Annotated in this window: 23 protein-coding genes and 1 pseudogene; 21 read left to right on the top strand and 3 right to left on the bottom strand. The window is 59.3% G+C overall.

The features are described from left to right. Window positions 1-315 precede the first annotated feature (315 nt). From aegA to KCG39_RS11290, 3 genes and pseudogenes are all read left to right on the top strand, one after another. Window positions 316-2,280 (top strand): formate-dependent uric acid utilization protein AegA, encoded by a 1,965-nt coding sequence (gene aegA, locus KCG39_RS11300; protein WP_142468023.1) that lies wholly within the window; start codon window positions 316-318, stop codon window positions 2,278-2,280. Between the two features lie 58 nt (window positions 2,281-2,338). Continuing rightward, window positions 2,339-2,936: pseudogene (gene nudK, locus KCG39_RS11295) on the top strand (GDP-mannose pyrophosphatase NudK). 65 nt (window positions 2,937-3,001) lie between these two features. Next, window positions 3,002-4,069 carry a DUF1176 domain-containing protein gene (locus KCG39_RS11290; RefSeq protein ID WP_123828973.1) on the top strand — a complete coding sequence of 356 codons (1,068 nt, stop codon included), beginning with the start codon at window positions 3,002-3,004 and terminating at the stop codon, window positions 4,067-4,069. Here KCG39_RS11290 and tkt read toward each other — a convergent pair. Then, window positions 4,038-6,032, bottom strand: a complete 1,995-nt coding sequence (gene tkt, locus KCG39_RS11285; protein ID WP_049112885.1) for a transketolase — start codon at window positions 6,030-6,032, stop codon at window positions 4,038-4,040. The two genes, KCG39_RS11290 and tkt, sit on opposite strands and share 32 nt — an antisense overlap. Before the next feature lie 290 nt (window positions 6,033-6,322). Here tkt and maeB point away from each other — a divergent pair, with 290 nt between their 5' ends. The 18 genes from maeB to eutR all read left to right on the top strand — a co-directional run bounded on the left by maeB (window position 6,323) and on the right by eutR (window position 23,604). After that, complete coding sequence (gene maeB / locus KCG39_RS11280; protein WP_142468022.1) at window positions 6,323-8,602, top strand: NADP-dependent oxaloacetate-decarboxylating malate dehydrogenase; 2,280 nt, start codon at window positions 6,323-6,325, stop codon at window positions 8,600-8,602. A gap of 158 nt (window positions 8,603-8,760) precedes the next feature. Then, the gene (gene eutS / locus KCG39_RS11275) at window positions 8,761-9,096 is read left to right on the top strand and encodes an ethanolamine utilization microcompartment protein EutS (protein ID WP_004123425.1); all 336 of its coding nucleotides are present in this window, start codon (window positions 8,761-8,763) and stop codon (window positions 9,094-9,096) included. Between the two features lie 12 nt (window positions 9,097-9,108). Beyond that, window positions 9,109-9,588, top strand: coding sequence for an ethanolamine utilization acetate kinase EutP (gene eutP, locus KCG39_RS11270; RefSeq protein WP_049112883.1), 480 nt, complete (start codon window positions 9,109-9,111; stop codon window positions 9,586-9,588). After that, window positions 9,566-10,258 carry an ethanolamine utilization acetate kinase EutQ gene (eutQ, locus tag KCG39_RS11265; protein WP_004123422.1) on the top strand — a complete coding sequence of 231 codons (693 nt, stop codon included), beginning with the start codon at window positions 9,566-9,568 and terminating at the stop codon, window positions 10,256-10,258. The genes eutP and eutQ overlap by 23 nt, the downstream gene beginning before the upstream one ends. Next, on the top strand, window positions 10,255-11,058 hold the full coding sequence (eutT, locus tag KCG39_RS11260) for an ethanolamine utilization cob(I)yrinic acid a,c-diamide adenosyltransferase EutT (RefSeq protein ID WP_004123421.1): 804 nt from the start codon (window positions 10,255-10,257) through the stop codon (window positions 11,056-11,058). The genes eutQ and eutT overlap by 4 nt, the downstream gene beginning before the upstream one ends. Next, window positions 11,055-12,071, top strand: coding sequence for a phosphate acetyltransferase (gene pta, locus KCG39_RS11255; protein WP_004123420.1), 1,017 nt, complete (start codon window positions 11,055-11,057; stop codon window positions 12,069-12,071). Before eutT ends, pta begins: the two co-directional genes overlap by 4 nt. Window positions 12,072-12,107: 36 nt before the next feature. Next, the gene (gene eutM, locus KCG39_RS11250) at window positions 12,108-12,398 is read left to right on the top strand and encodes an ethanolamine utilization microcompartment protein EutM (RefSeq protein ID WP_000387720.1); all 291 of its coding nucleotides are present in this window, start codon (window positions 12,108-12,110) and stop codon (window positions 12,396-12,398) included. Window positions 12,399-12,512: 114 nt separating this feature from the next. Beyond that, window positions 12,513-12,800, top strand: a complete 288-nt coding sequence (eutN, locus tag KCG39_RS11245) for an ethanolamine utilization microcompartment protein EutN (RefSeq protein ID WP_004123418.1) — start codon at window positions 12,513-12,515, stop codon at window positions 12,798-12,800. 11 nt (window positions 12,801-12,811) lie between these two features. Further along, complete coding sequence (locus KCG39_RS11240; RefSeq protein ID WP_004123415.1) at window positions 12,812-14,215, top strand: aldehyde dehydrogenase family protein; 1,404 nt, start codon at window positions 12,812-12,814, stop codon at window positions 14,213-14,215. 10 nt (window positions 14,216-14,225) lie between these two features. Continuing rightward, on the top strand, window positions 14,226-15,065 hold the full coding sequence (gene eutJ, locus KCG39_RS11235; RefSeq protein ID WP_142468021.1) for an ethanolamine utilization protein EutJ: 840 nt from the start codon (window positions 14,226-14,228) through the stop codon (window positions 15,063-15,065). Continuing rightward, window positions 15,055-16,242, top strand: a complete 1,188-nt coding sequence (gene eutG, locus KCG39_RS11230) for an ethanolamine utilization ethanol dehydrogenase EutG (protein ID WP_004123413.1) — start codon at window positions 15,055-15,057, stop codon at window positions 16,240-16,242. Before eutJ ends, eutG begins: the two co-directional genes overlap by 11 nt. A gap of 170 nt (window positions 16,243-16,412) precedes the next feature. Next, window positions 16,413-17,645, top strand: a complete 1,233-nt coding sequence (gene eutH / locus KCG39_RS11225) for an ethanolamine utilization protein EutH (RefSeq protein ID WP_004123412.1) — start codon at window positions 16,413-16,415, stop codon at window positions 17,643-17,645. Then, window positions 17,642-19,045, top strand: a complete 1,404-nt coding sequence (eutA, locus tag KCG39_RS11220; RefSeq protein ID WP_004123411.1) for an ethanolamine ammonia-lyase reactivating factor EutA — start codon at window positions 17,642-17,644, stop codon at window positions 19,043-19,045. The genes eutH and eutA overlap by 4 nt, the downstream gene beginning before the upstream one ends. A gap of 11 nt (window positions 19,046-19,056) precedes the next feature. Then, window positions 19,057-20,418, top strand: coding sequence for an ethanolamine ammonia-lyase subunit alpha (eutB, locus tag KCG39_RS11215; protein WP_004123409.1), 1,362 nt, complete (start codon window positions 19,057-19,059; stop codon window positions 20,416-20,418). A 20-nt stretch (window positions 20,419-20,438) separates the two neighbouring features. Next, window positions 20,439-21,332: an ethanolamine ammonia-lyase subunit EutC gene (eutC, locus tag KCG39_RS11210; RefSeq protein ID WP_032742185.1), complete on the top strand. Its 894-nt coding sequence runs from the start codon at window positions 20,439-20,441 to the stop codon at window positions 21,330-21,332. A 9-nt stretch (window positions 21,333-21,341) separates the two neighbouring features. Beyond that, on the top strand, window positions 21,342-22,001 hold the full coding sequence (gene eutL, locus KCG39_RS11205) for an ethanolamine utilization microcompartment protein EutL (protein WP_004123400.1): 660 nt from the start codon (window positions 21,342-21,344) through the stop codon (window positions 21,999-22,001). Between the two features lie 10 nt (window positions 22,002-22,011). Continuing rightward, entirely contained in the window at window positions 22,012-22,503 is a 492-nt protein-coding gene (gene eutK, locus KCG39_RS11200) for an ethanolamine utilization microcompartment protein EutK (RefSeq protein ID WP_211811602.1), read from the top strand. Between the two features lie 48 nt (window positions 22,504-22,551). Next, window positions 22,552-23,604 (top strand): HTH-type transcriptional regulator EutR, encoded by a 1,053-nt coding sequence (gene eutR / locus KCG39_RS11195; RefSeq protein WP_004123391.1) that lies wholly within the window; start codon window positions 22,552-22,554, stop codon window positions 23,602-23,604. A 132-nt stretch (window positions 23,605-23,736) separates the two neighbouring features. Here eutR and hemF read toward each other — a convergent pair whose 3' ends face one another. Further along, window positions 23,737-24,636 carry an oxygen-dependent coproporphyrinogen oxidase gene (gene hemF, locus KCG39_RS11190; protein WP_049113195.1) on the bottom strand — a complete coding sequence of 300 codons (900 nt, stop codon included), beginning with the start codon at window positions 24,634-24,636 and terminating at the stop codon, window positions 23,737-23,739. Beyond that, window positions 24,636-25,511: an N-acetylmuramoyl-L-alanine amidase AmiA gene (amiA, locus tag KCG39_RS11185; RefSeq protein WP_004870750.1), complete on the bottom strand. Its 876-nt coding sequence runs from the start codon at window positions 25,509-25,511 to the stop codon at window positions 24,636-24,638. The genes hemF and amiA overlap by 1 nt, the downstream gene beginning before the upstream one ends. Window positions 25,512-25,719 lie beyond the last annotated feature (208 nt).

Genomic DNA, 25,719 nt, shown 5'->3' with positions numbered 1-25,719 from the left:
CCCTCAGGCAATCGTGGAGAAAATAAGGAGATAGTGTAATTTATCGTGTGCCTTTTATGGCAGCGTAAAGAATTCTCTTTCTTCCTCTATCTGCTCCTTCCTTTCGGCGCGCCGCCGCGGTGGCGCAAACGTAGCGCATTATTACTTAGCTAAATAAAACGTGATTTCATTTAAGTCAAAAAAATTGATCCACCTCGGGTTATTACCAAAAAATCGGCAACCTGTGCAAATGCACATTGTTCCTGCACCGTTTTGTCGGGTAATAGATAGTCATGCGAATTGAGGGGTTATTCACCACGAAGACTGAAGGATGTCATGAACCACTTTATTTTAAGCGATAGTCATAAGTGCATCGGATGCAAGGCTTGTGAAGTTGCCTGCGTCATGGCGCATAACGATGAGCAGCATGTATTGACCCCGCAGCGTTTTCTGCCGCGTATTACCGTTATCAAGCGCGAGCAAAAACGTAACGCCGTAACCTGCCACCATTGTGAAGGGGCGCCGTGCGCCCGCAGTTGTCCAAATGACGCCATCAGCCAGCTTAACGGCAGCGTCCAGGTGAATCAGGAGAAATGCATCGGCTGTAAATCCTGTATGGTTGCCTGCCCGTTTGGCGTGATGCAGATCGTCCTGACGCCGGTAGAGGAGGGCAGAGTCAAAGCGACGGCGCACAAATGTGATTTGTGCGATGGTCGCGAAGAGGGGCCCGCCTGCGTGCAAAACTGCCCGGCCGGGGCGCTGGAGCTGGCGACGGACAGTACGCTGATGAATCTGGCGAAACAGCGGCGTCAGCGCGCGGCGCGTTTGGGTCATCCCGGCGCGGCGGTATTGGCGTGTTCCGCCGGAAAAGTCGCGCAGATGGCCGCGACGCCGCCGCGCGGCGAGCCCGACAAACTAACTGCCGAAGCGCGTAAGGCCAATTTTGCCGAAATTTATCTGCCGTTCACTGCCGGACAGGCTAATCGCGAGGCGGAACGCTGCCTGAAGTGCGGCGAACACAGCATTTGTGAATGGACCTGCCCGCTGCACAACCACATTCCACAGTGGATTGAGCGGGTGAAAGAGGGGGATATCGCCGCCGCCGTTGAGCTTTCTCATCAGACCAACTGCCTGCCGGAAATAACCGGCCGAGTCTGCCCGCAGGATCGCTTGTGCGAAGGGGCCTGCACGCTGCGCGATGAGCACGGTTCGGTGACCATCGGCAATATTGAACGCTATATCTCCGACCAGGCGCTGGCCAACGGCTGGCGGCCGAATCTTTCGCAGGTCGTTGAAAGCGGCAAGCGGGTAGCGATTATCGGCGCGGGTCCTGCCGGGCTTGCCTGCGCCGACCGGCTGGTGCGCAACGGCGTGAGTCCGGTGGTCTTTGATCGCCATCCGGAAATCGGCGGCCTGCTGACCTTTGGTATTCCGGCCTTTAAGCTGGATAAATCTCTGCTGGCCCGGCGGCGGGAAATCTTTACCCAGATGGGCGTGCGCTTTGAGCTGAACCGTGAGATAGGCAAAGATATCCCGCTGACGACGCTGCTTGATGACTATGACGCGGTATTTATTGGCGCCGGAACCTATCGCTCGATGAAAGCGGATCTACCGAACGAAGACGCGCCCGGCGTATATGACGCGCTGCCGTTCCTGATCGCCAACACCAAACAGGTGATGGGGCTGCTTGAGCTGCCGGAAGAGCCTTACGTCAACACCGAAGGGCTGAACGTCGTGGTGCTCGGCGGCGGCGATACGGCGATGGACTGCGTGCGCACCGCGCTGCGCCACGGCGCGAAGCAGGTGACCTGCGCCTATCGTCGCGATGAGGCCAACATGCCCGGTTCGAAGAAAGAGGTGAAAAACGCGCGCGAAGAGGGGGCATTATTTGAATTTAACGTCCAGCCGGTGACCCTGGAGCTGAACGAAGAGGGGCATGTCAACGGCGTACGCTTTCTGCGCACCCGGCTTGGCGCGCCTGACGCTCAGGGACGCCGCAGCCCGTCGCCGATCCCCGGAAGCGAGTTTGTCATGCCCGCCGACGCGGTGATCATGGCCTTCGGTTTCCATCCGCACGGTATGCCGTGGCTGGAATCCGTCGGCGTTAAGCTCGACAGCCGCGGCCGAATTAAGGCCAATGTGGAAAGCCGCTACCGCTATCAGACCACCCATCGCAAAGTATTTGCCGGCGGCGATGCGGTGCGTGGCGCCGATCTGGTGGTGACCGCCATGGCAGAAGGCCGCCACGCGGCGCAGGGGATCATGGACTTCCTCGAGGTTAAATCGATTCCGCTTCACTGACGACAACGCGGGCTTCACAGCGTAATATGGCATCGTCATTTCACGCTGTGGGGCCCGTATGTCACTCAATATCAACGTTATCAAAGATAAAATCCTCTCCGAAAACTGGTTCGTTTTACGCAACATGACCTATGAGCTGACGCGCAGCGATGGAAGCGTGGTTCGCCATAAACGTGAAGTCTACGATCGCGGCAACGGCGCTACCATCTTGCTGTATAACCGCCATAAGCAGACCGTCGTGCTGGTTCGCCAGTTCCGCATCGCGACTTGGGTTAACGGCAACGAAGACGGGATGTTGATCGAAACCTGCGCCGGGCTGCTGGACAGCGACGAGCCGGAGGCGTGCGTGCGCAAAGAAGCCATTGAAGAGACCGGCTTCGAAGTCGGTGAAGTGCGCAAACTGTTTGAACTGTTTATGTCGCCCGGCGGCGTCACCGAGCTTATCCATTTCTTTATTGCCGAATATAATGATACTCAGCGGGCCAACGGTGGTGGCGGCGTTGATGATGAAGATATTGAGGTGCTGGAGCTTCCTTATAACCGGGCGCTGGAGATGATGGCGAACGGGGAGATCCGCGATGGCAAAGCGGTGATCCTGCTGCAATATTTGCAAACCTCCGGGCTGATGAACGGGGATCTCTGATAAATCCGATTGAGTAAAACCTCGCCGCTGGTGAACATAGCCGCTGTGTATGGCGTTTTCTCCGGGGTTGTGCCGCTCATGTTGCATCGGGTTATTTTATTTCTGCTTTTCGGTTTACTGCCGACATCGCTGGTGCGGGCGGCGCCGGCGCAACAGCTCTTCAATGACTGGCAGGTAACCTGCAACAATCAGAATTTCTGCGTGGCCCGCAACGTCGGGCTGCATCACGGCCTGGTCATGACCCTCACCCGCAGCGCCGGGGCGGCCACCAGCGCCAGCCTGCGTATTGAGCTCGGCGGCGTGGGCAACCCGGTCGCGGCGCTGGCGCCTATTGCGCCGCGCCTTCGCCTCGATGGTAAACCCCTGTCTTTGGGCGATAAACATTGGCAGATCGCCGACAAACTGCTTAAAACCGACGATAGCGTCACCATTGATGCTTTCCTGCAGCAGGTGCAGGACGCGCAGATGATGACGCTTGAAAATGGCCTACAGAGTATCTCGTTACAGGGGCTGAAAGCCGCTCTGCTGTTTATCGATAACCGGCAGAAGCGCGTGGGTAGCGAAACCGCGTGGGTGGGAAAGGGGGAAGAGCCGCCGCTCAGCGTTCCACCAGCGCCTGCGCTGCGGTCGGTAGCGAGAATCGACGTCGCGCAATCGCCCCTTAGCCGCGATGAACTTAACGATCTCATGGATTACGGCAACGAGCGCATGAACAGCAGCGCCTGTTCGCTGGATCCGTTTCGCCGCGAGGTTCGGGTTGCCGCGCTAACCGACGATAAGGTTTTGCTAATGACCAGCTGCGAAGCGGGCGCCTACAACACCATTTGGCTGGCCTGGCTGGTGTCGCGTCAGCGACCGTATATTGCTCACCCGCTACGGCTTACGCTGCCTTTCCAGCCGCCCGGCGATGTGCCGCGTGACGTAGAGCTGGTGAACGCCCGCTACGACGATCGACGCCAGGAGCTGGTGACGCTGGATAAAGGGCGCGCGCCCGGCGACTGCGGGACGCAAACGCGCTGGCGCTATGACGGCCAGCGCTTTAGCCTGGTACGCTACGCGCAGCAGCCGCAGTGCGATAACTGGCAGGGGCCAGACGCCTGGCCCACGCTATGGGTTACCCGTTCTGTACCTCGTCCCCTACGTTGACGATATGCTCAACGGTGAAGCCGAAGTAAGGGAAAAGTTTATCGGCCGGGGCCGATTCACCGTAGCCGGTCATACCGACAATTTTTCCTTTGAGTCCCACATATTTATACCAGTAGTCGGCGATCCCGGCCTCCACGGCAACGCGGGCGCTGACGTCTGATGGCAGTACGGACTCCCGATAGGCTTCATCCTGGGCATCAAATACGTCGGTCGATGGCAGGGAGACCACGCGCACGTTCACCCCTTTGGCCAGCAGCTTTTCTGCGGCCAGTACGGTGATCTCGACCTCTGAACCGGTGGCTATCAGGATCAGGTCCGGCTTGCCGCCGGCGTCCTTCAGTACGTAGCCGCCGCGGGCGATATTCTGTACCTGTTCCGGCGTGCGCGCCATTTGTGCCAGATTTTGCCTTGAGAGGATTAGCGCCGTCGGCCCGCTATGACGCTCTACCGCCAGTTTCCACGCCACCGCGGCCTCGACCTGATCGCATGGTCGCCAGGTGCTGAAGTTTGGCGTCAGTCGCAGGCTGGCCAGCTGTTCTACCGCCTGGTGCGTCGGACCATCTTCGCCGAGACCGATGGAGTCGTGGGTATAGACCATGATTTGCCGCGCTTTCATCAACGCCGCCATACGCGCCGCGTTGCGGGCATATTCGACGAACATCAGGAAGGTGGCAGTATAAGGTACAAACCCGCCGTGGTGGGCGATGCCGTTGGCGATGGCCGTCATCCCGAATTCACGTACGCCGTAGTGAATATAGTTGCCCGCCGGATCTTCTTTCAGCGAAGTCGAACCTTTCCAGATAGTCAGGTTACTTGGCGCGAGGTCAGCGGAGCCGCCCAACAGTTCTGGTAGATGCGGGCCGTAGGCATCAAGGGCGTTTTGCGAAGCCTTACGCGTGGCGATTTTCGCCGGGTTGGCCTGCAGCTCAGCGATATATTTCCGCGTTGTTTCATCCCACGACTCAGGCAGTCCGCCGCTCATGCGCCGCGTAAACTCCGCTGCCAGCTGAGGATGGACCTGCTGATAGGCGGCAAACTTCTCCTCCCAGCTTTTCTGCGCTTTTTGTCCCTTTTCACGCGCGTCCCAGGCGCGGTAGATCTCTTTCGGGATCTCAAACGCCGGGTGATGCCAGCCCAGCTGCTGGCGCGCCAGCGCCACTTCCTGTTCGCCCAGCGCTGCGCCGTGGGCCTCTTCTTTACCGGCTTTATTCGGTGAACCAAAGCCTATTACCGTACGGCAGATAATCAGCGAAGGTTTGTCCTTCACGCTCTGGGCTTCCAGAATCGCTTTCTTCACGGCTTCGGGATCGTGGCCGTCAATTTCATGAACCACATGCCAGTGATAGGCCTCGAAGCGTTTTGCCGTGTCATCGGTAAACCAGCCTTTGGTTTCGCCATCAATGGAAATACCGTTGTGGTCGTAGAAGCCGATGAGTTTACCCAGTCCTAACGTACCCGCCAGAGAGCAGACTTCGTGAGAAATCCCCTCCATCAGACAGCCATCGCCCATAAACACGTAGGTAAAGTGATCGACGATCTCATGGTCTGGCTGATTAAACTGCGCCGCCAGCGTACGCTCGGCGATAGCCAGCCCCACCGCGTTCGCCAGCCCTTGCCCCAGCGGCCCGGTGGTGGTTTCAACCCCCGGGGTATAGCCGATTTCCGGGTGCCCCGGCGTTTTGGAATGCAGCTGACGGAAGTTTTTTATCTCTTCGATGGGCAAGTCATAGCCCGTCAGATGCAGCAGGCTGTAGAGCAGCATCGACGCGTGGCCGTTGGAGAGAATAAAGCGGTCGCGATCGTACCATTGCGGGTTTTCAGGATTGTGCTTAAGGAAATCGTTCCACAGCACCTCTGCGATATCGGCCATGCCCATCGGCGCGCCGGGGTGGCCGGAGTTGGCTTTCTGGACTGCATCCATACTCAGGGCGCGGATGGCGTTAGCGAGTTCTCTACGGGACATAATGTGCTCCTGAAACAATAGGTTGCATGAGTTTTTATTGGTTTAGGATAGAGAGGATGATGAGTTGCATAACTAAAAAGCATAGCAGACGGGGCTATCATTGCTTCTGAAACTAAGTTACATAAACATTATAAATCGATAACAAATATAACTTTGTTATGGCGAGAGTTTGGCGGTGTTCAAAGTTTACGAAGCCGTCAGGCGAGATACTAGGTGACCCTTTAGGGTGAACACCAGGTAGGCCATTACGCTTCACCCCCCTACGATCGATACGTGAAAGGAACGATAAAATGGATGAGCAGTTAAAACAAAGCGCCCTTGATTTCCACGAATTCCCGGTCCCCGGAAAAATCCAGGTCTCCCCGACAAAACCGCTGGCAACCCAACGCGATCTGGCCCTGGCCTACTCGCCGGGCGTCGCCGCGCCCTGTCTGGAAATCGAGAAGGACCCGCTGGCAGCCTATAAATATACCGCGCGCGGCAACCTTGTGGCGGTGGTCTCCAACGGCACGGCCGTACTGGGGCTGGGCAATATCGGCGCGCTGGCCGGTAAGCCGGTGATGGAAGGCAAAGGCGTTCTGTTTAAAAAGTTCGCCGGCATCGATGTGTTCGATATTGAAGTCGATGAGCTGGACCCGGACAAATTTATCAACGTCGTCGCGGCGCTGGAACCGACCTTCGGCGGTATTAACCTCGAAGACATCAAAGCGCCGGAGTGCTTTTACATCGAGCAAAAGCTGCGCGAGCGCATGAATATTCCGGTCTTCCATGACGATCAGCACGGGACGGCGATTATCAGTACCGCGGCGATTCTCAACGGACTGCGGGTGGTGGAGAAAAACATTTCCGACGTGCGGATGGTGGTTTCCGGCGCGGGCGCAGCGGCGATCGCCTGTATGAACCTGCTGGTGGCACTGGGAATGCAGAAACACAACATCGTGGTCTGCGACTCGAAAGGCGTTATCTATAAGGGCCGTGAGCCGAATATGGCGGAAACCAAAGCGGCCTATGCGGTAGAAGACAGCGGCAAACGCACGCTGGATGACGTGATTGACGGGGCGGACATTTTCCTCGGCTGCTCCGGTCCGAAAGTGCTGACTCAGGAGATGGTGAAGAAAATGGCCCGCGCGCCGATGATTCTGGCGCTGGCCAACCCGGAGCCGGAAATTCTGCCGCCGCTGGCGAAAGAGGTACGCTCCGATGCGATTATCTGTACCGGCCGCTCTGACTATCCGAACCAGGTAAACAACGTTCTGTGTTTCCCGTTCATCTTCCGCGGGGCGCTGGACGTCGGCGCAACGGCGATTAACGAAGAGATGAAGCTGGCGGCGGTACACGCGATTGCCGAGCTGGCACACGCCGAACAGAGCGAAGTGGTGGCCTCCGCCTACGGCGATCAGGATCTGAGCTTCGGCGCGGAATATATCATTCCGAAACCGTTCGACCCGCGGCTGATCGTTAAGATCGCCCCAGCGGTGGCGAAAGCGGCGATGGACTCCGGCGTGGCGACTCGCCCGATCGCCGATTTTGATGCCTACATTGAGAAGCTCAGCGAGTTCGTCTACAAAACGAACCTGTTTATGAAGCCGATTTTCTCCCAGGCGCGCAAAGAGCCGAAGCGGGTGGTACTGGCGGAAGGCGAAGATACCCGCGTCCTGCACGCGACTCAGGAGCTGGTCTCTCTTGGGCTGGCGAAACCGATCCTGATCGGCCGCCCGGGCGTGATTGAAATGCGAATCCAGAAGCTGGGGCTGCAGATTAAAGCCGGGATTGATTTTGAGATCGTGAATAACGAATCCGACCCGCGCTTTAAAGAATACTGGAACGAATATTACAGCCTGATGAAGCGCCGCGGGATCACTCAGGAGCAGGCGCAGCGGGCGGTGATCAGCAACACCACGGTGATCGGCGCGATCATGGTGCAGCGCGGCGAAGCCGATTCGATGATCTGCGGCACCATCGGCGACTATCACGAGCACTACAGCGTCATACAGCCGCTGTTCGGCTACCGCGATGGGGTCCATGCGGCCGGGGCGATGAACGCGCTGCTGCTGCCGAGCGGCAACACCTTTATCGCCGACACTTATGTCAATCACGATCCGTCGCCGGAGCAAATTGCCGAAATCACCCTGATGGCGGCGGAAACGGTTCGTCGTTTCGGTATTGAACCGCGGGTGGCGCTGCTGTCGCACTCGAACTTCGGCTCCTCGGACTGCCCGTCCGCCAGCAAAATGCGCCATGCGCTGGAGCTGGTGAAGGCGCAGGCGCCGGAGCTGATGATCGATGGCGAAATGCACGGTGATGCCGCGCTGGTGGAAAGCATTCGTAATGAGCGGATGCCGGACAGCCCGCTGAAAGGTTCGGCCAATATTCTGGTGATGCCGAATATGGAAGCCGCGCGTATTAGTTACAACTTACTTCGCGTTTCCAGCTCCGAAGGCGTCACCGTCGGACCGGTGCTGATGGGCGTCGCGAAGCCGGTGCATATCCTGACGCCAATTGCTTCGGTACGACGTATCGTGAATATGGTCGCGCTGGCGGTTGTTGAAGCGCAAACTCAGCCGCTGTAATTTAATTTAATTATTTCAGGCGCGGGAATTCTCCCGCGCTTTTTTATTTCTGTTTATAAGTGATCTATCTCACCTTTCAAATCAACTTGCCGAATTTTGTTATTTACTCCAGCGGAAACTTGTCACGATAAGCGCAAGTTTTAGCGGAGCGGTGAGCCATGGATAAAGAACGCATCATTCAGGAATTTGTACCCGGCAAGCAGGTTACGCTGGCGCATCTGATTGCGCATCCGGGGGCGGAACTGGCGAAAAAGATCGGCGTTCCCGAATCCGGCGCTATCGGCATTATGACCTTAACCCCTGGAGAAACTGCCATGATCGCCGGTGATTTAGCGATGAAGGCCGCCGATGTGCATATCGGTTTTCTCGACCGGTTTAGCGGCGCGCTGGTGATTTACGGCTCGGTTGGCGCGGTTGAAGAGGCGCTGCTGCAGACGGTAAGCGGGCTCGGTAGATTATTAAATTACACCCTCTGCGAGTTAACCAAAAGCTAATTAGAGGCGGCGATGAAACGTATTGCATTTGTCGGTACGGTGGGCGCGGGAAAAACAACGCTTTTTAATGCGCTGCAGGGAAATTATTCCCTCGCGAGAAAAACGCAGGCCGTGGAATTTAATGAAGATGGTGACATCGACACCCCGGGAGAATATTTCAGCCATCCGCGCTGGTACCACGCATTAATTACCACGCTGCAGGATGTCGATACGCTGATTTATGTCCACGCGGCCAACGATACCGAAAGTCGCTTACCCGCCGGGCTACTGGATATTGGCGCGAATAAACGACATATCGCCGCGATTAGTAAAACGGATGTGCCGGACGCCGACGTCGCCGCGGTGCGGCAACTGCTGTACGAGATGGGGTTTCAGGAACCGATTTTCGAACTCAACGGTCACGACCCGCAAAGCGTAAAGCATCTGGTGAATTACCTGAGTGAGCTCAGCCAAAAGGAGGAAGGGGCAGGTGAAGAAACTTATCACAGCTAACGATATTCGTGCGGCCCACGCACGAGGCGAAGCGGAAATATCGGTTGTGCTGCGCGCCAGCATCATCACCCCGGAAGCCCGCGAAGTCGCGGAGCTGCTGGGCGTCGCCATCCACGAGTGCGATGAATCTGCGCCAGAGCCTGCGGCACCGGCGGCAGAGGATAAAACCGAAAGCCAGCGCATTCGCGAAACCATTATCGCGCAGCTGCCGGAAGGGCAGTTTACCGAAAGCCTGGTGGCGCAGCTGATGGAAAAAGTGATGAAGGAGAAGCAGTCGCTGGGGATGGACGCGATGCAGCCCAGCTTTAAGGCGGTCACCGGTAAAGGCGGTGTAAAAGTTATTGACGGCGGCAGCGTGAAGTTCGGCCGCTTCGACGGCGCGGAGCCGCACCGGGTCGGCCTGACGGATTTAATTACCGAGCAGGACGGCAGCAGCATGGCCGCCGGGTTTATGCAGTGGGAAAACGCTTTTTTCCCGTGGACGCTGAACTATGACGAGGTCGATATGGTGCTGGAGGGCGAACTCCACGTGCGCCATGAAGGCGAAACCATGGTGGCCAGGGCCGGGGACGTGATGTTTATCCCGAAAGGCTCCAGCATTGAATTCGGTACGCCGTCGACGGTGCGTTTTCTGTACGTCGCCTGGCCTGCGAACTGGCAATCGCTATGAAAGATTTCATCACCGAAGCCTGGCTCAGAGCGAATCATACGCTCAGCGAAGGGGCAGAAATTCATCTGCCCGCCGACGCCCGCCTGACGCCATCGGCCCGGGAGCTGCTGGAAAGCCGCCGTTTGCGCATCAAGTTTATCGACGAGCAGGGCAGCCTGTTCGTTGATGACGAAGCGCAGCAGCCGCAGCCGGTGCACGGTTTGACCAGCAGCGACACGCACCCGCAGGCCTGTTGCGAACTGTGCCGTCAGCCGGTGAAGAAAAAGCCGGACACCCTGACCCATCTGACGGCCGACAAAATGGTCGCCAAAAGCGACCCGCGGCTGGGTTTTCGCGCCGCCCTCGACGCCAGCATCGCCCTGGCAGTATGGCTACAAATTGAACTGGCGGAGCCCTGGCAGCCGTGGCTGGCGGATATCCGTTCGCGCCTCGGCAACATTATGCGCGCCGACGCCCTGGACGAACCGCTGGCGGCACAGTCCATCGTCGGGCTGAACGAGGATGAACTGCATCAGCTTTCCCACCAGCCGCTGCGCTATCTCGACCACGATCATCTGGTGCCGGAAGCCAGTCACGGCCGCGATGCCGCGCTGCTCAATCTGCTGCGCTGCAAAATTCGTGAAACGGAAACGGTCGCCGCGCAGGTCTTTATTACCCGCAGTTTTGAGGTATTGCGCCCGGACCTTCTGCAGGCGCTGAACCGCCTCTCCAGCACCGTCTACGTGATGATGATTTTAAGCGTTGCCAGGCATCCGCTGACCGTCAGCCAAATCCAACAGCGTCTGGGAGGGGAGCAATGATTATTGAACGCGCCCGTCAGCTCGCTTTGCGTTCGCCCGCCCGGGTGGTGTTTCCGGACGCGCTGGATATTCGCGTCCTCAAAGCGGCGCACTACCTCCAGCAGCAGGGGCTGGCAAAGCCGATTTTGATCGCCAGCCCTTTCGCCCTGCGCCAGTTCGCCCTAAGCCACCGCCTGCCGATGGACGGTATGCAGATCGTCGACCCGCTCAGCAACCGGCAAATACGCGCAGCGTTTGCCCGGCGCTGGCTGGACCGCGCCGGGCAAAAAACGCCGCCGGACGCCGAGGAAAAACTCAACGACCCGCTGATGTTCGCCGCCGCCATGGTCGGCGCCGGTCAGGCCGACGTATGTATTGCCGGCAATCTCTCCTCGACGGCGAATGTGCTGCGCGCCGGATTACGCATTATTGGCCTTCAGCCTGGCTGTAAAACGCTGTCGTCGATTTTTCTGATGCTTCCGCAGTACGCCGGACCGGCATTAGGGTTCGCCGACTGCAGCGTAGTGCCGCAGCCGACGGCGGCGCAGCTGGCGGATATCGCCATCGCCAGCGCGGAGACATGGCAGGCCATCACCGGCGAAGAGCCGCGGGTGGCGATGTTGTCGTTTTCCAGCAACGGCAGTGCCCGTCATCCCAACGTCGCCAACGTACAGCAGGCCACCGGGATCGTACGCCAGCGCGCCCCGCAGCTGATGGTTGATGGCGAACTGCAGTTTGACGCCGCCTTCGTACCGGAGGTCGCCGTGCAAAAAGCGCCCGCCAGTCCGCTACAGGGCCGGGCCAACGTGATGGTTTTTCCCTCGTTGGAGGCGGGCAACATTGGCTACAAAATCGCCCAGCGCCTGGGCGGCTACCGCGCGGTCGGGCCGCTGATTCAAGGACTTGCCGCGCCGCTTCACGACCTCTCTCGAGGCTGTAGCGTGCAGGAAATTATCGAACTGGCGTTAGTGGCAGCCGTGCCGCGCCAGACTGACGCGAGCCGGGTAAACCACTCGCAAACACTGGTTGTATAAACGGTCCCGTTCTGGACCCCATGAGAGGAAAACACAATGGAAGCATTAGGAATGATTGAAACCCGGGGCCTGGTTGCGCTGATTGAGGCCTCTGACGCGATGGTCAAAGCCGCGCGCGTGAAGCTGGTTGGCGTGAAGCAGATTGGCGGCGGTCTGGTGACCGCGATGGTGCGCGGCGACGTGGCGGCGTGCAAAGCGGCCACCGATGCGGGTGCCGCGGCGGCGCAGCGCATTGGCGAGCTGGTCTCTGTGCACGTTATTCCGCGCCCGCATGGCGATCTGGAAGAGGTATTCCCCATCAGTTTCAAAGGCGACAGCAATATTTGACTCACGGCCGGATAAGCCGCGCAAGCGCCGCTATCCGGCATTAACGCGCGCTATTGCCTGATGGCGCTGCGCTTATCAGGCCTACGACTCACCACGTAATCCAGGGAGGCGGGTATGAAACTGGCAGTCGTCACGGGACACATTGTCTGCACCGTCCGCCATCAGGGGCTGGCGCACGACAAGCTGCTGATGGTGGAGATGATTGATGCCGCAGGGAAGCCTGACGGGCAGTGCGCCGTCGCCACCGATAGCATCGGCGCGGGAGCCGGGGAATGGGTTCTGCTGGTGAGTGGAAGCTCGGCGCGACAGGCGCACCGCAGCGAGGCGTCTCCTGTCGATTTGTGCGTCATCGGTATCGTCGATGAAGCGGTGGCCGGCGGTCAGGTGATTTTCCATAAATAGGACTGAACATCATGAATCAACAGGATATTGAACAGGTGGTGAAAGCGGTACTGCTGAAAATGACGGACAGCAGCAAGCCGGACAGTACCGTTCATGAGATGGGCGTCTTCGCCTCCCTTGATGACGCCGTCGCGGCAGCAAAAGTGGCTCAGCAGGGGCTGAAAAGCGTGGCGATGCGTCAGTTGGCGATTCACGCCATTCGCGAGGCGGGCGAAAAGCACGCCAGGGAATTAGCGGAGCTGGCGGTTAGCGAAACCGGCATGGGCCGCGTGGAGGATAAATTTGCCAAAAACGTGGCGCAGGCGCGCGGCACGCCGGGCGTGGAGTGCCTCTCTCCACAGGTGCTGACCGGCGATAACGGCCTGACGCTGATTGAAAACGCGCCGTGGGGCGTGGTGGCCTCGGTCACCCCATCCACCAACCCGGCGGCGACGGTGATTAATAACGCCATCAGCCTGATTGCCGCGGGCAACAGCGTGGTGTTCGCCCCGCATCCGGCGGCGAAAAAGGTCTCTCAGCGGGCGATTATGCTGCTCAACCAGGCGGTGATTGCCGCGGGTGGTCCGGCCAATCTGCTGGTCACCGTGGCGAACCCGGATATCGAAACGGCCCAGCGGCTGTTTAAGTACCCCGGCATTGGTCTGCTGGTGGTCACCGGCGGGGAAGCGGTGGTGGAATCCGCGCGTAAACATACCAATAAACGTTTGATCGCCGCTGGGGCCGGTAACCCGCCGGTAGTGGTCGACGAAACCGCCGACCTGGCGCGCGCCGCGCAGTCCATTGTCAAAGGCGCCTCGTTTGATAACAACATCATCTGCGCCGACGAAAAGGTGCTGATCGTGGTCGATAGCGTTGCCGACGAACTGATGCGCCTGATGGAAGGCCAGCAGGCGGTGAAGCTCAGCACCGCTCAGGCCGAGCAGCTTCAGCCGGTGCTGCTTAAAAATATCGATGAGCGCGGCAAAGGCACCGTCAGCCGCGACTGGGTTGGCCGCGACGCCGGCAAGATTGCCGCAGCCATCGGCCTGAACGTTCCGCAGCAGACGCGCCTGCTGTTCGTTGAAACCCCGGCCAGCCATCCGTTTGCCGTCACCGAACTGATGATGCCGGTGCTCCCGGTGGTACGGGTTGCCAACGTCGACGAAGCCATCGCGCTGGCGGTTCAGCTGGAAGGCGGCTGCCACCATACGGCGGCGATGCACTCGCGCAATATCGACAACATGAACCAGATGGCGAACGCCATTGATACCAGCATTTTCGTCAAAAACGGGCCGTGCATCGCCGGGCTCGGCCTGGGCGGGGAAGGCTGGACCACCATGACTATCACCACGCCAACCGGGGAGGGGGTGACCAGCGCGCGTACCTTTGTCCGCCTGCGCCGCTGCGTGCTGGTAGACGCCTTCCGAATTGTATAAGGGACGACCGATGGCACACGACGAACAACGTTGGCTCACGCCCCGGCTGCAAAAAGCGGCAACCCTGTGTAACCAGACGCCTGCGCTCAGCGGTTCGCCGCTGTGGCTGGGTGTGGATTTAGGTACCTGCGATGTGGTGTCGATGGTGGTCGACGGTGACGGGCAGCCGGTTGCGGTGTGCCTCGACTGGGCGGACGTGGTGCGCGACGGCATCGTCTGGGATTTCTTCGGCGCCGTTACCATCGTGCGCCGCCATCTCGACGCGCTGGAACGGCAGCTTGGCTGCCGCTTCACTCATGCGGCGACCTCATTTCCTCCGGGCACCGATCCGCGTATTTCGATCAACGTGCTGGAGTCCGCAGGGTTAGAGGTGAGTCACGTACTCGATGAACCGACCGCGGTGGCGGACCTGCTGCAGCTCGATAACGCCGGCGTGGTGGATATCGGCGGCGGCACCACCGGGATCGCCATCGTGAAGCGCGGCAAAGTGACCTACTCCGCCGATGAAGCGACCGGTGGCCACCATATCTCCCTGACTCTCGCTGGTAACCGTCGCATTCCGCTGGAAGAGGCGGAGCAGTTCAAGCGCAGCAACGCGCAGGAGATTTGGCCGGTGGTGAAGCCGGTGTACGAAAAGATGGCGGAGATCGTCGCTCGTCATATTGACGGTCAGGAAATTGCCGATTTGTGGCTGGCGGGCGGCTCGTGCATGCAGCCGGGCGTGGATGTGCTGTTTCGTAAGCGCTTCCCGGAATTACAGGTGCATTTACCGCAGCACAGCCTGTTTATGACCCCGCTGGCGATAGCCAACAGTGGAAGTGAGAAAGCGGAGGGAATCAATGCAAGCTGAACTGCAGACGGCGCTTTTTCAGGCATTCGACACCTTGAATTTGCAGCGGGTGAAAACCTTCAGCGTGCCGCCGGTGACGCTGTGCGGCCTCGGCGCGCTCAGCGCCTGCGGCCAGGAAGCGCAAGCGCGAGGCGTAAAGCATCTGTTTGTGATGGTCGACAGCTTCCTGCATCAGGCGGGAATGACTGCCGGGCTTGCGCGCAGCCTGGCGGTGAAAGGCGTGGCGATGACCGTCTGGCCCTGTCCGCCAGGAGAGCCGTGCGTTACCGACGTCTGCGCGGCGGTGGCGCAGCTGCGCGAAGCGAAGTGCGACGGCGTGGTGGCCTTTGGCGGCGGTTCGGTGCTGGACGCGGCGAAAGCGGTGGCGCTGTTGGTCACCAACCCGGAGCAAACGCTAAGTGAGATGACGGAAAGCAGCATACTGCGCCCGCGTCTGCCGCTGATTGCGGTGCCGACGACCGCCGGAACCGGCTCAGAAACCACCAACGTGACGGTGATTATCGATGCGGTCAGCGGGCGCAAGCAGGTGCTGGCCCACGCCTCGCTAATGCCGGACGTGGCGATTCTCGACGCCGCCCTGACCGAAGGCGTTCCGCCCCAGGTGACGGCGATGACCGGGATAGACGCGCTGACCCACGCCGTAGAGGCATACAGCGCGCTCAACGCGACGCCCTTTACCGATAGTCTGGCGCTTGGTGCGATAGCGATGATTGGCCAGGCGCTGCCTAAGGCCGTGGGCTACGGTCACGATCTTGCCGCCCGCGAAAGTATGCTGCTGGCTTCCTGCATGGCGGGAATGGCTTTTTCCAGCGCCGGTCTGGGCTTATGCCATGCGATGGCGCATCAGCCCGGCGCGGCGCTGCATATTCCCCACGGCCAGGCCAACGCCATGCTGCTGCCAACGGTGATGGCGTTTAACCGCATGGTATGCCGCGAGCGGTTCAGCCAAATCGGCCGGGCGCTCACCGCTAAAAAAACCGATGACCACGAGGCAATTGCCGCCGTAGAGGCGTTGATCGCCGAAGTGGGCCTGAGTCAACGACTCTCAGATGCCGGCGCAAAGCTTGAGCATTTCAGCGCGTGGGCGCAGGCGGCGCAGGAGGACATTTGTCTGCGCACCAATCCACGCACCGCTGCCCGGGAGCAGATTATCGAGCTGTACGCGGCGGCGCACTGATGCGGCCTTAACACCGGCGAATTTTCCCGGAGGCGATGCTGCGCATCTGTCCGGGCTACAAGCCTGGCAAGCCGCGCTGAACCGGTAGCCCGGGCAAGGCGCTTTGCGCCGCCCCCGGGGGAAGGCCGCAGAGTGTTAATACAAATCATAAATGACAGGGAGTAAAGGCTATGGGAATTAACGAAATCATCATGTACATCATGATGTTCTTTATGCTGATTGCCGCCGTGGACAGGATCCTGTCGCAGTTTGGCGGTTCGGCGCGCTTTCTCGGCAAGTTTGGCAAAAGTATTGAAGGATCCGGCGGCCAGTTCGAAGAGGGCTTTATGGCGATGGGCGCGCTGGGCCTGGCGATGGTCGGGATGACCGCGCTGGCGCCGGTACTGGCGCATCTGCTCGGGCCGGTGATTATTCCGCTGTATGAAATGCTCGGCGCCAACCCGTCGATGTTCGCCGGAACGCTGCTGGCCTGCGATATGGGCGGCTTCTTCCTCGCCAAAGAGCTGGCGGGCGGCGACGTGGCGGCATGGCTCTATTCCGGCCTGATCCTCGGGGCGATGATGGGGCCGACGCTGGTGTTCTCCATTCCGGTCGCGCTCGGCATTATCGAGCCCTCCGACCGCCGCTACCTGGCGCTGGGCGTACTGGCCGGGATCGTCACGATTCCGATCGGCTGTATCGCCGGCGGCCTGGTGGCCATGTACTCCGGCGTGGAGATTAATGGACAGCCGGTAGAGTTCACCTTCGCGCTGATCCTGATGAATATGATCCCGGTGCTTATTGTCGCGGTGCTGGTAGCGCTGGGGCTGAAGTTTATTCCGGAAAAAATGATCAACGGCTTCCAGATCTTCGCCAAATTTCTGGTGGCGCTGATCACTATCGGCCTGGCGGCGGCGGTCATCAAGTTTCTGCTTGGCTGGGATCTGATCCCAGGACTCGACCCGATTTTTATGGCTCCCGGCGACCAGCCCGGCGAGGTGATGCGCGCTATCGAAGTTATTGGTTCGATCTCCTGCGTGCTGCTCGGCGCTTACCCGATGGTACTGCTGTTGACCCGCTGGTTTGAAAAGCCGCTGATGCGCGTCGGTAATCTGCTGAAAATCAATAATATGGCCGCCGGCGGCATGGTGGCGACGCTGGCTAACAACATCCCAATGTTCGGCATGATGAAGCAGATGGATACCCGCGGCAAAGTGATCAACTGCGCGTTCTCCGTGTCTGCCGCTTTCGCGCTGGGCGACCACCTGGGCTTCGCCGCCGCCAACATGAACGCCATGATTTTCCCGATGATCGTCGGCAAGCTGATCGGCGGCGTCACCGCTATCGGCGTGGCGATGCTGCTGGTGCCAAAAGATGAAAATGTACCCGCGGCAGCGAAAACCGAAGCGGAGGCGCAATCGTGAAAACTCGCCAGCTGCTGAGCGTTGGTATCGATATCGGCACCACTACCACTCAGGTGATCTTCTCCCGCCTTGAACTGGTTAACCGTGCGGCGGTGTCGCAGGTGCCGCGCTACGAATTTATCAAACGCGAAATTAGCTGGCAAAGCCCGGTCTTCTTCACCCCTGTCGATAAGCAGGGCGGTCTAAAGGAGGCCGAGCTCAAGGCGCTGATCCTGGCCCAGTATCAGGCCGCCGGCATTGCCCCCGAATCGGTGGACTCCGGGGCGATCATTATTACCGGCGAAAGCGCGAAAACCCGCAACGCCCGGCCGGCGGTGATGGCGCTCTCTCAGTCGCTCGGCGATTTCGTGGTGGCCAGCGCCGGGCCGCACCTGGAGTCGGTGATTGCCGGTCACGGCGCCGGGGCACAAGCCCTGTCGGCACAGCGCCTGTGCCGGGTTCTCAACATTGATATCGGTGGTGGCACGTCAAACTATGCCCTGTTTGACGCCGGCAAAGTCAGCGGCACCGCCTGCCTCAACGTCGGCGGTCGCCTGCTGGAGACCGACAGCCAGGGGCGCGTGGTCCATGCGCATCAGCCTGGACAGATGATTGTCGATGCGGTTTTCGGTCCTGGAACCTGCGCCCGCTCGCTGACCGCCGGGCAGCTGGCCCAGGTGGCGCGGCGGATGGCGGAGCTGATCGTCGAAGTCATTGACGGCGCGCTCTCTCCGCTGGCGCAACGGCTGATGCAAACCAGCCTGCTGCCCGCAGGGGCGATACCCGAGGTAATTACCCTTTCTGGCGGAGTGGGCGAGTGCTATCGCAACCAGCCCGCCGACCCGTTCTGCTTTGCGGATATCGGGCCGCTGCTGGCTACGGCGCTGCATGAGCATCCGCGCCTGCGTGAGATGAACGTGCAGTTCCCGGCGCAAACCGTGCGCGCCACGGTGATTGGCGCCGGCGCGCACACGCTTTCGCTCTCTGGCAGCACCATCTGGCTGGAGGGAGTTCAGCTACCGCTGCGCAACCTGCCGGTGGCGATCCCGCCTGATGACGCCGATCTGCTGAGCGCCTGGCAGCAGGCGCTGATGCAGCTCGATCTGGATCCTAAAACGGATGCTTACGTGCTGGCGCTTCCCGCATCGCTACCGGTGCGCTACGCCACCCTGCTGGTGGTGATTGACGCGCTATTAGCTTTTGTCGCGCGCTTTCCCAACCCGCATCCACTGCTGGTGGTGGCGGAGCAGGACTTTGGCAAAGCGCTGGGCATGCTGCTGCGTCCTCAGCTGCAACAACTCCCGCTGGCGGTCATCGATGAGGTGAGCGTACGGGCGGGGGACTATATCGACATTGGTACGCCTCTTTTTGGCGGATCGGTTGTGCCGGTGACGGTGAAATCACTCGCATTTCCTTCCTGAGGGAACGACTTATGAAACTAAAGACCACATTGTTCGGCAATGTTTATCAATTTAAGGATGTAAAAGAGGTGCTGGCTAAAGCCAACGAACTGCGTTCGGGGGATGTGCTGGCGGGCGTGGCGGCGGAAAGTTCGCAGCAGCGCGTGGCGGCGAAGCAGGTGCTCTCCGATATGACGGTCGCCGATATTCGTAACAACCCGGTGATTCCGTATGAAGAGGATTGCGTGACGCGCCTGATCCAGGACGACGTCAACGAAACCGCCTATCAACGGATTAAAAACTGGACCATCAGCGACCTGCGCGAATACGTGCTGAACGATGAAGTCAGTAGCGACGATATTGCGTTTGTGCGTAAAGGGCTGACCTCGGAAGTGGTGGCGGCGGTGGCGAAGGTCTGCTCCAACGCCGACCTGATCTACGGCGCGAAGAAAATGCCGGTGATTAAAAAAGCCAACACCACCATCGGCTTGCCGGGCACCTTTAGCTGCCGCCTGCAGCCGAACGATACCCGCGATGACGTGCAGAGCATTGCTGCGCAAATCTACGAAGGGCTCTCTTTCGGCGCGGGGGATGCGGTGATCGGCGTCAACCCGGTGACCGATGATGTGGAGAACCTGACCCGCGTCCTTGATACCGTCTACGGCGTTATCGATAAATTCAATATCCCGACCCAGGGCTGCGTGCTGGCGCACGTCACCACCCAGATTGAAGCGATTCGCCGCGGCGCCCCGGGCGGCTTGATCTTCCAGAGCATCTGTGGCAGCGAAAAGGGGCTAAAAGAGTTTGGCGTGGAGCTGGCGATGCTCGACGAAGCGCGCGCGGTGGGGGCCGAGTTTAACCGCATCGCCGGGGAGAACTGCCTGTACTTTGAAACTGGGCAGGGCTCGGCGCTGTCGGCTGGCGCTAACTTCGGCGCCGATCAGGTGACGATGGAGGCGCGTAACTACGGCCTGGCACGGCACTACGATCCGTTCCTCGTCAATACCGTGGTGGGCTTTATCGGGCCGGAGTATCTCTATAACGATCGGCAGATTATTCGCGCCGGTCTCGAAGATCACTTTATGGGCAAGCTGAGCGGCATCTCGATGGGCTGCGACTGCTGCTACACCAACCATGCCGACGCCGACCAGAACCTCAATGAAAACCTGATGATTCTGCTCGCCACCGCCGGCTGCAACTACATCATGGGCATGCCGCTCGGCGACGACATCATGCTCAACTATCAGACCACCGCATTTCACGATACCGCCACCGTCCGTCAGCTGCTGAATTTACGGCCGTCGCCGGAGTTCGAACGCTGGCTGGAAACCATGGGCATTATGGCAAACGGTCGTCTGACCAAACGGGCGGGCGATCCGTCACTGTTCTTTTGATGACGCGGGGATGACACATGATGGATCAAAAGCAGATTGAAGAAATTGTACGCAGCGTGATGGCGTCAATGGGACAACCGCAAACGGCTGCGCAAGCGCCTGAGGCGGAGGTGGCGAAATGCGCCAGCCGGTGCGAGGTCGCGGCGGAGAGCTGCGCGTTGGATTTAGGTTCGCCAGAGGCGAAAGGCTGGATTGGCGTGCAGCAGCCGCATCGCGCGGAAGTGCTGACCGAACTGAAACGCAGCACCGCGGCGCGCGTGTGTACCGGTCGCGCCGGTCCGCGTCCGCGCACCCTTGCGCTGCTTCGCTTCCTCGCCGACCACTCCCGTTCCAAGGATACGGTGCTGAAAGAGGTGCCGGAGGAGTGGGTGAAAACCCAGGGCCTACTGGAGGTTCGCTCCGAGATTAGCGACAAGAACCTCTACCTGACGCGCCCGGATATGGGCCGTCGGCTGAGTCCGGAGGCGATTGAGGCGCTGAAGGCGCAGTGCGTGGCGAATCCTGACGTTCAGGTGGTGGTGTCCGATGGCCTCTCTACCGACGCGATCACCGTCAACTATGAAGAGATCCTACCACCGCTGCTGTCGGGCCTGAAGCAGGCCGGGCTGAAGGTCGGTACGCCATTCTTCGTCCGCTACGGGCGGGTCAAAATTGAAGATCAGATTGGCGAAATCCTCGGCGCGAAGGTGGTGATTTTGCTGGTGGGTGAACGCCCGGGGCTAGGGCAGTCGGAAAGCCTCTCCTGTTACGCCGTTTATTCGCCGCGCGTAGCGACCACCGTCGAAGCGGACCGGACCTGTATTTCAAATATTCACCAGGGCGGCACGCCGCCGGTAGAAGCCGCCGCGGTGATCGTCGATTTGGCCAAACGCATGCTGGAGCAGAAGGCTTCCGGCATCAACATGACTCGGTAAGGAGGCATCATGCCTGCATTAGATTTAATTCGCCCTTCAGTGACGGCCATGCGCGTGATTGCTTCAGTGAATGACGGCTTTGCCCGCGAGCTTAAATTACCGCCACATATACGTAGCCTCGGACTCATCACGGCGGATTCAGATGATGTGACTTATATTGCCGCTGACGAAGCGACAAAACAGGCGATGGTCGAAGTGGTGTATGGCCGCTCTCTCTACGCCGGCGCGGCTCACGGTCCGTCGCCAACCGCAGGTGAAGTGCTGATTATGCTGGGCGGCCCGAATCCGGCGGAAGTTCGCGCCGGTCTGGATGCGATGGTGGCGCATATCGAAAATGGGGCCGCGTTCCAGTGGGCCAACGATGCCGAAGATACGGCGTTTCTGGCGCACGTGGTGTCACGAACTGGCTCTTATCTCTCGTCTACCTCCGGTATCGCATTGGGCGATCCGATCGCTTACCTGGTAGCGCCGCCGCTGGAGGCGACCTTCGGCATCGATGCGGCAATGAAATCGGCCGACGTTCAGCTGGTGACCTACGTGCCGCCGCCGTCGGAAACCAACTATTCCGCCGCGTTTTTGACGGGTAGCCAGGCCGCCTGTAAAGCCGCCTGCAATGCCTTTACCGATGCCGTTCTGGATATTGCCCGTCATCCAATTCAGCGCGCGTAAGGGGGAAGCGATGATCAACGCCCTGGGATTACTGGAAGTGGACGGTATGGTCGCCGCCGTTGACGCGGCGGATGCGATGCTGAAGGCGGCCAACGTGCGGCTGCTCAGCCATGAGGTCCTCGACCCCGGCAGGCTGACGTTGGTGGTGGAAGGCGACCTGGCGGCATGCCGGGCGGCGTTGGATGCCGGCAGCGCTGCGGCGCAGCGTACGGGGCGCGTTATTAGTCGTCGGGAGATCGGTCGTCCTGAAGAGGATACCCAGTGGCTGATCGGCGGCTTTCAACGGCCGCCGAAAGCGCCCGAGCCGCCTGAGCGGTCCGAGGAAGCGGAATCCTCCGCGCCCTTACTGACGCTGCTGGCGTCGGCGCGTCAGGGAATGACGGCCGGGGAAGTGGCCGCACATTTCGGCTGGTCGTTTGAGGAAGCCAGGAAGGCGCTGGAGCAGCTGTTTTCTACCGGAGCGTTGCGTAAACGCAGTAGCCGCTATCGCTTAAAAAATTAACCTGTCGGAGGTGCCGGGATCGTGAAAACGCTCCCGGTTTAAAAGATCATGAAAAAGAAAACACCGGCCAACCTGCACCATCTTTATCATGAAGCATTACCCGAAGACGTTAAGCTAACGCCGATGGTCGAGGTGGACAACGTCCACCAGCGGCGAACCACCGATGTCTATGAACATGCCCTGACGATTACCGCCTGGCAGCAGATTTACGATCAGCTTCATCCGGGGAAATTCCACGGTGAATTTACCGAAATCCTGCTCGATGATATTCAGGTCTTTCGTGAATATACCGGTCTGGCCCTGCGCCAGTCTTGCCTGGTGTGGCCTAACTCGTTCTGGTTCGGTATTCCGGCCACTCGCGGCGAGCAGGGATTTATTGGCTCACAGTGTCTCGGCAGCGCCGAAATCGCCACCCGGCCCGGCGGCACGGAGTTCGAACTCAGTACGCCGGACGATTACACCATTCTTGGGGTGGTTATTTCAGAGGACGTGATTACCCGCCACGCGGGCTTCCTGCATCACCCGGAAAGAGTGCTGCATATGTTGCGTAACCAGTCGGCGCTGGAAGTCAAAGAGCAGCATAAAGCGGCGCTGTGGGGCTTCGTGCAGCAGGCGCTGGCGACGTTCAGCGAGAACCCGGAAAACCTGCATCAGCCCGCTGTGCGCAAAGTGTTGGGCGATAATCTGCTGCTGGCGATGGGGGCGATGCTGGAGGAGGCGCAACCGATCGTCACCGCCGAGAGCATCAGCCATCAGAGTTACCGGCGGCTGCTGTCCCGGGCGCGGGAGTATGTACTGGAGAATATGTCGGAGCCGCTGACCGTTCTCGACCTGTGCAATCAGCTGCACGTCAGCCGCCGTACGCTGCAAAACGCCTTTCACGCAATTCTCGGAATAGGACCGAACGCGTGGCTGAAGCGTATACGCTTAAACGCGGTGCGCCGGGAGCTGATCAGCCCGTGGTCGCAGAGCGCCACGGTTAAGGATGCCGCAATGCAGTGGGGATTCTGGCATCTGGGCCAGTTCGCCACCGATTATCAGCAGCTGTTCGCCGAGAAACCGTCGCTGACGCTGCATCAGCGGATGCGGCAGTGGGCGTGATGGCGATTGATTTACCGGATGGCGTTTCATGCCGTTATCGTAGGCCTGTAAGCGTAGCGCTATCGGGCAAAGCAGCGCCGGATGGCGGCGTAAACGCCTTATCTGGCCTACGAACCGCGCCATCAGGCAATTTTATACCCAGTCGCGAACCTGAATGAACTCGCCAAGCGCCGCTTCCGGGCTATCCGCTGCCGGCTGGTAGTTATATTCCCAGCGTACCAGCGGCGGCATTGACATCAGGATGGACTCGGTGCGGCCGCCGGTTTGCAGGCCGAACAGGGTGCCGCGATCCCATACCAGGTTAAACTCCACGTAGCGCCCGCGACGGTAGAGCTGAAAATCCCGCTCGCGTTCACCCCATGCTATTTCCCTGCGTCGCTCGACAATCGGCAAATACGCCTCGGTATAGCCGTTACCCACCGCCTGCATAAAGTCAAAGCAATGATCGAAGCTGGGGGTATTCAAATCATCGAAAAACAGGCCGCCGATGCCGCGCTGCTCGTTACGGTGTTTGAGAAAGAAATAATCATCGCACCACTTTTTATAACGCGGATAAACGTCTTCGCCGAAGGGCTGGCACAGATCGCGGGCGGTACGATGCCAGTGCACGGCATCTTCTTCAAAGCCGTAGTAGGGGGTTAAATCGAAGCCACCGCCGAACCACCATACCGGATCGGCGCCCGGTTTTTCCGCGATAAAGAAGCGCACGTTGGCATGGCTGGTGGGGATATAGGGGCTGCGCGGATGCACGACCAGCGAGACGCCCATCGCTTCAAAGCTGCGGCCAGCCAGCTCAGGACGGTGAGCAGTAGCGGAAGCCGGCATCGCATCGCCGTGCACGTGCGAAAAGTTAACCCCAGCCTGCTCAAAGATCCCGCCATCGCGCAGCACCCGGCTGCGCCCGCCGCCGCCGCCTTCCCGTCGCCAGCTATCTTCGACAAATTCGTCGCCGTCAACGGCGCTGAGCTTTTGGCAGATAGCATCCTGGAGCTGAAGGAGGAAGGCTTTTACCTGGTGCGCGTCGGGTCTCATTAACGTCTCTTCGAATGGGCTTTCTGGTTATCGAACCAGTGGAAATAGCTGATAATGCCGTTGGCAATCGCTGTGGCGATTTTCTGCCGGAAGGCAGTGGTGCCGAGCAGTTTTTCTTCGTTCGGATTGGTAATAAACGACGTCTCTACCAGTACCGACGGAATCGATGGCGATTTCAGCACCACGAACGCCGCCTGTTCGGTATTGCGGCTGTGCAGCTTATGCACTGGCTTAATCTTTTTCAGGATATGCGAGCCTAGCGTCAGGCTGTTTTTGATGGTATCAGTTTGTACCAGGTCGAACAGCACTTGCTGCAATAGGTGGTCTTTATCCGTCGTTTTCTTGCCGGCCACTTCATCCGCCCGGTTTTCACGGTCCGAGAGATATTTCGCCATGGCGCTACTGGCGCCGCGGTTGGAGAGGGCGAAAACGGAGGCGCCGGCCGCGCTCGGGTTGGTGAAGCCATCAGCGTGAATTGACATAAACAGATCGGCGCCGTGCTGGTGGGCGATCTCCACGCGGTCATAGAGCGGAATAAAGGTGTCGCCGCTGCGCGTCAGGCGCGCATCGATACCGTTGCTACGCAGGATGCTGCGCACGTTTTTAGCGATCGCCAGCACTACGTGCTTCTCTTTTGAACCGTTATGGCCGATAGCGCCGGTGTCAATACCGCCATGGCCCGGGTCGAGCATCACGACGCGTTTGGCGCCTTTTTTCTTCGCTGCGGGTTTGCTGTGCCCATTGGATGTTTTCAATGGCTGTTGTTCTTTCGCGCTGGCCTGTGAGGCGATCCCTGAAAGCGTGATTGCTGCCAGCCCGGCTTTCAGCACCTGGCGGCGCGAAGCAAGTATTTTTAAAGGTTTAAAAGTGCTCATTCGGCCTGAATTGCAAACAAGTGGTAACCAATGTTATATCGTATCGTGTTTTCTGATACGACCATTCAAAATAAGAATTGTTTTACTTTTCATTTCAATACATGACAAAGTCATATTATGCCATTTTTTGCGGCTCATTGCGCCTGATATTGGCTATCGGGCACAATCGCGCCATAATCTCTGTTTTTAACCGTCAATGGTGGGGAAT

It is taken from the genome of Klebsiella pasteurii (assembly GCF_018139045.1).
Taxonomy (GTDB): Bacteria; Pseudomonadota; Gammaproteobacteria; order Enterobacterales; family Enterobacteriaceae; genus Klebsiella; species Klebsiella grimontii.
The sequence above is the reverse complement of the archived record's forward strand: the minus strand, read 5'-3'. Positions and strand labels throughout refer to the sequence as shown.

What these genes read in the sequence shown, in the direction of transcription:
- aegA (WP_142468023.1), top strand. Translation starts at nt 316, where the DNA reads ATGAACCACTTTATTTTAAGCGATAGTCATAAGTGCATCGGATGCAAG.
- KCG39_RS11290 (WP_123828973.1), top strand. Translation starts at nt 3,002, where the DNA reads ATGTTGCATCGGGTTATTTTATTTCTGCTTTTCGGTTTACTGCCGACA.
- tkt (WP_049112885.1), bottom strand. Translation starts at nt 6,032, where the DNA reads ATGTCCCGTAGAGAACTCGCTAACGCCATCCGCGCCCTGAGTATGGAT.
- maeB (WP_142468022.1), top strand. Translation starts at nt 6,323, where the DNA reads ATGGATGAGCAGTTAAAACAAAGCGCCCTTGATTTCCACGAATTCCCG.
- eutS (WP_004123425.1), top strand. Translation starts at nt 8,761, where the DNA reads ATGGATAAAGAACGCATCATTCAGGAATTTGTACCCGGCAAGCAGGTT.
- eutP (WP_049112883.1), top strand. Translation starts at nt 9,109, where the DNA reads ATGAAACGTATTGCATTTGTCGGTACGGTGGGCGCGGGAAAAACAACG.
- eutT (WP_004123421.1), top strand. Translation starts at nt 10,255, where the DNA reads ATGAAAGATTTCATCACCGAAGCCTGGCTCAGAGCGAATCATACGCTC.
- pta (WP_004123420.1), top strand. Translation starts at nt 11,055, where the DNA reads ATGATTATTGAACGCGCCCGTCAGCTCGCTTTGCGTTCGCCCGCCCGG.
- eutM (WP_000387720.1), top strand. Translation starts at nt 12,108, where the DNA reads ATGGAAGCATTAGGAATGATTGAAACCCGGGGCCTGGTTGCGCTGATT.
- eutN (WP_004123418.1), top strand. Translation starts at nt 12,513, where the DNA reads ATGAAACTGGCAGTCGTCACGGGACACATTGTCTGCACCGTCCGCCAT.
- KCG39_RS11240 (WP_004123415.1), top strand. Translation starts at nt 12,812, where the DNA reads ATGAATCAACAGGATATTGAACAGGTGGTGAAAGCGGTACTGCTGAAA.
- eutJ (WP_142468021.1), top strand. Translation starts at nt 14,226, where the DNA reads ATGGCACACGACGAACAACGTTGGCTCACGCCCCGGCTGCAAAAAGCG.
- eutG (WP_004123413.1), top strand. Translation starts at nt 15,055, where the DNA reads ATGCAAGCTGAACTGCAGACGGCGCTTTTTCAGGCATTCGACACCTTG.
- eutH (WP_004123412.1), top strand. Translation starts at nt 16,413, where the DNA reads ATGGGAATTAACGAAATCATCATGTACATCATGATGTTCTTTATGCTG.
- eutB (WP_004123409.1), top strand. Translation starts at nt 19,057, where the DNA reads ATGAAACTAAAGACCACATTGTTCGGCAATGTTTATCAATTTAAGGAT.
- eutC (WP_032742185.1), top strand. Translation starts at nt 20,439, where the DNA reads ATGGATCAAAAGCAGATTGAAGAAATTGTACGCAGCGTGATGGCGTCA.
- eutL (WP_004123400.1), top strand. Translation starts at nt 21,342, where the DNA reads ATGCCTGCATTAGATTTAATTCGCCCTTCAGTGACGGCCATGCGCGTG.
- eutK (WP_211811602.1), top strand. Translation starts at nt 22,012, where the DNA reads ATGATCAACGCCCTGGGATTACTGGAAGTGGACGGTATGGTCGCCGCC.
- eutR (WP_004123391.1), top strand. Translation starts at nt 22,552, where the DNA reads ATGAAAAAGAAAACACCGGCCAACCTGCACCATCTTTATCATGAAGCA.
- hemF (WP_049113195.1), bottom strand. Translation starts at nt 24,636, where the DNA reads ATGAGACCCGACGCGCACCAGGTAAAAGCCTTCCTCCTTCAGCTCCAG.
- amiA (WP_004870750.1), bottom strand. Translation starts at nt 25,511, where the DNA reads ATGAGCACTTTTAAACCTTTAAAAATACTTGCTTCGCGCCGCCAGGTG.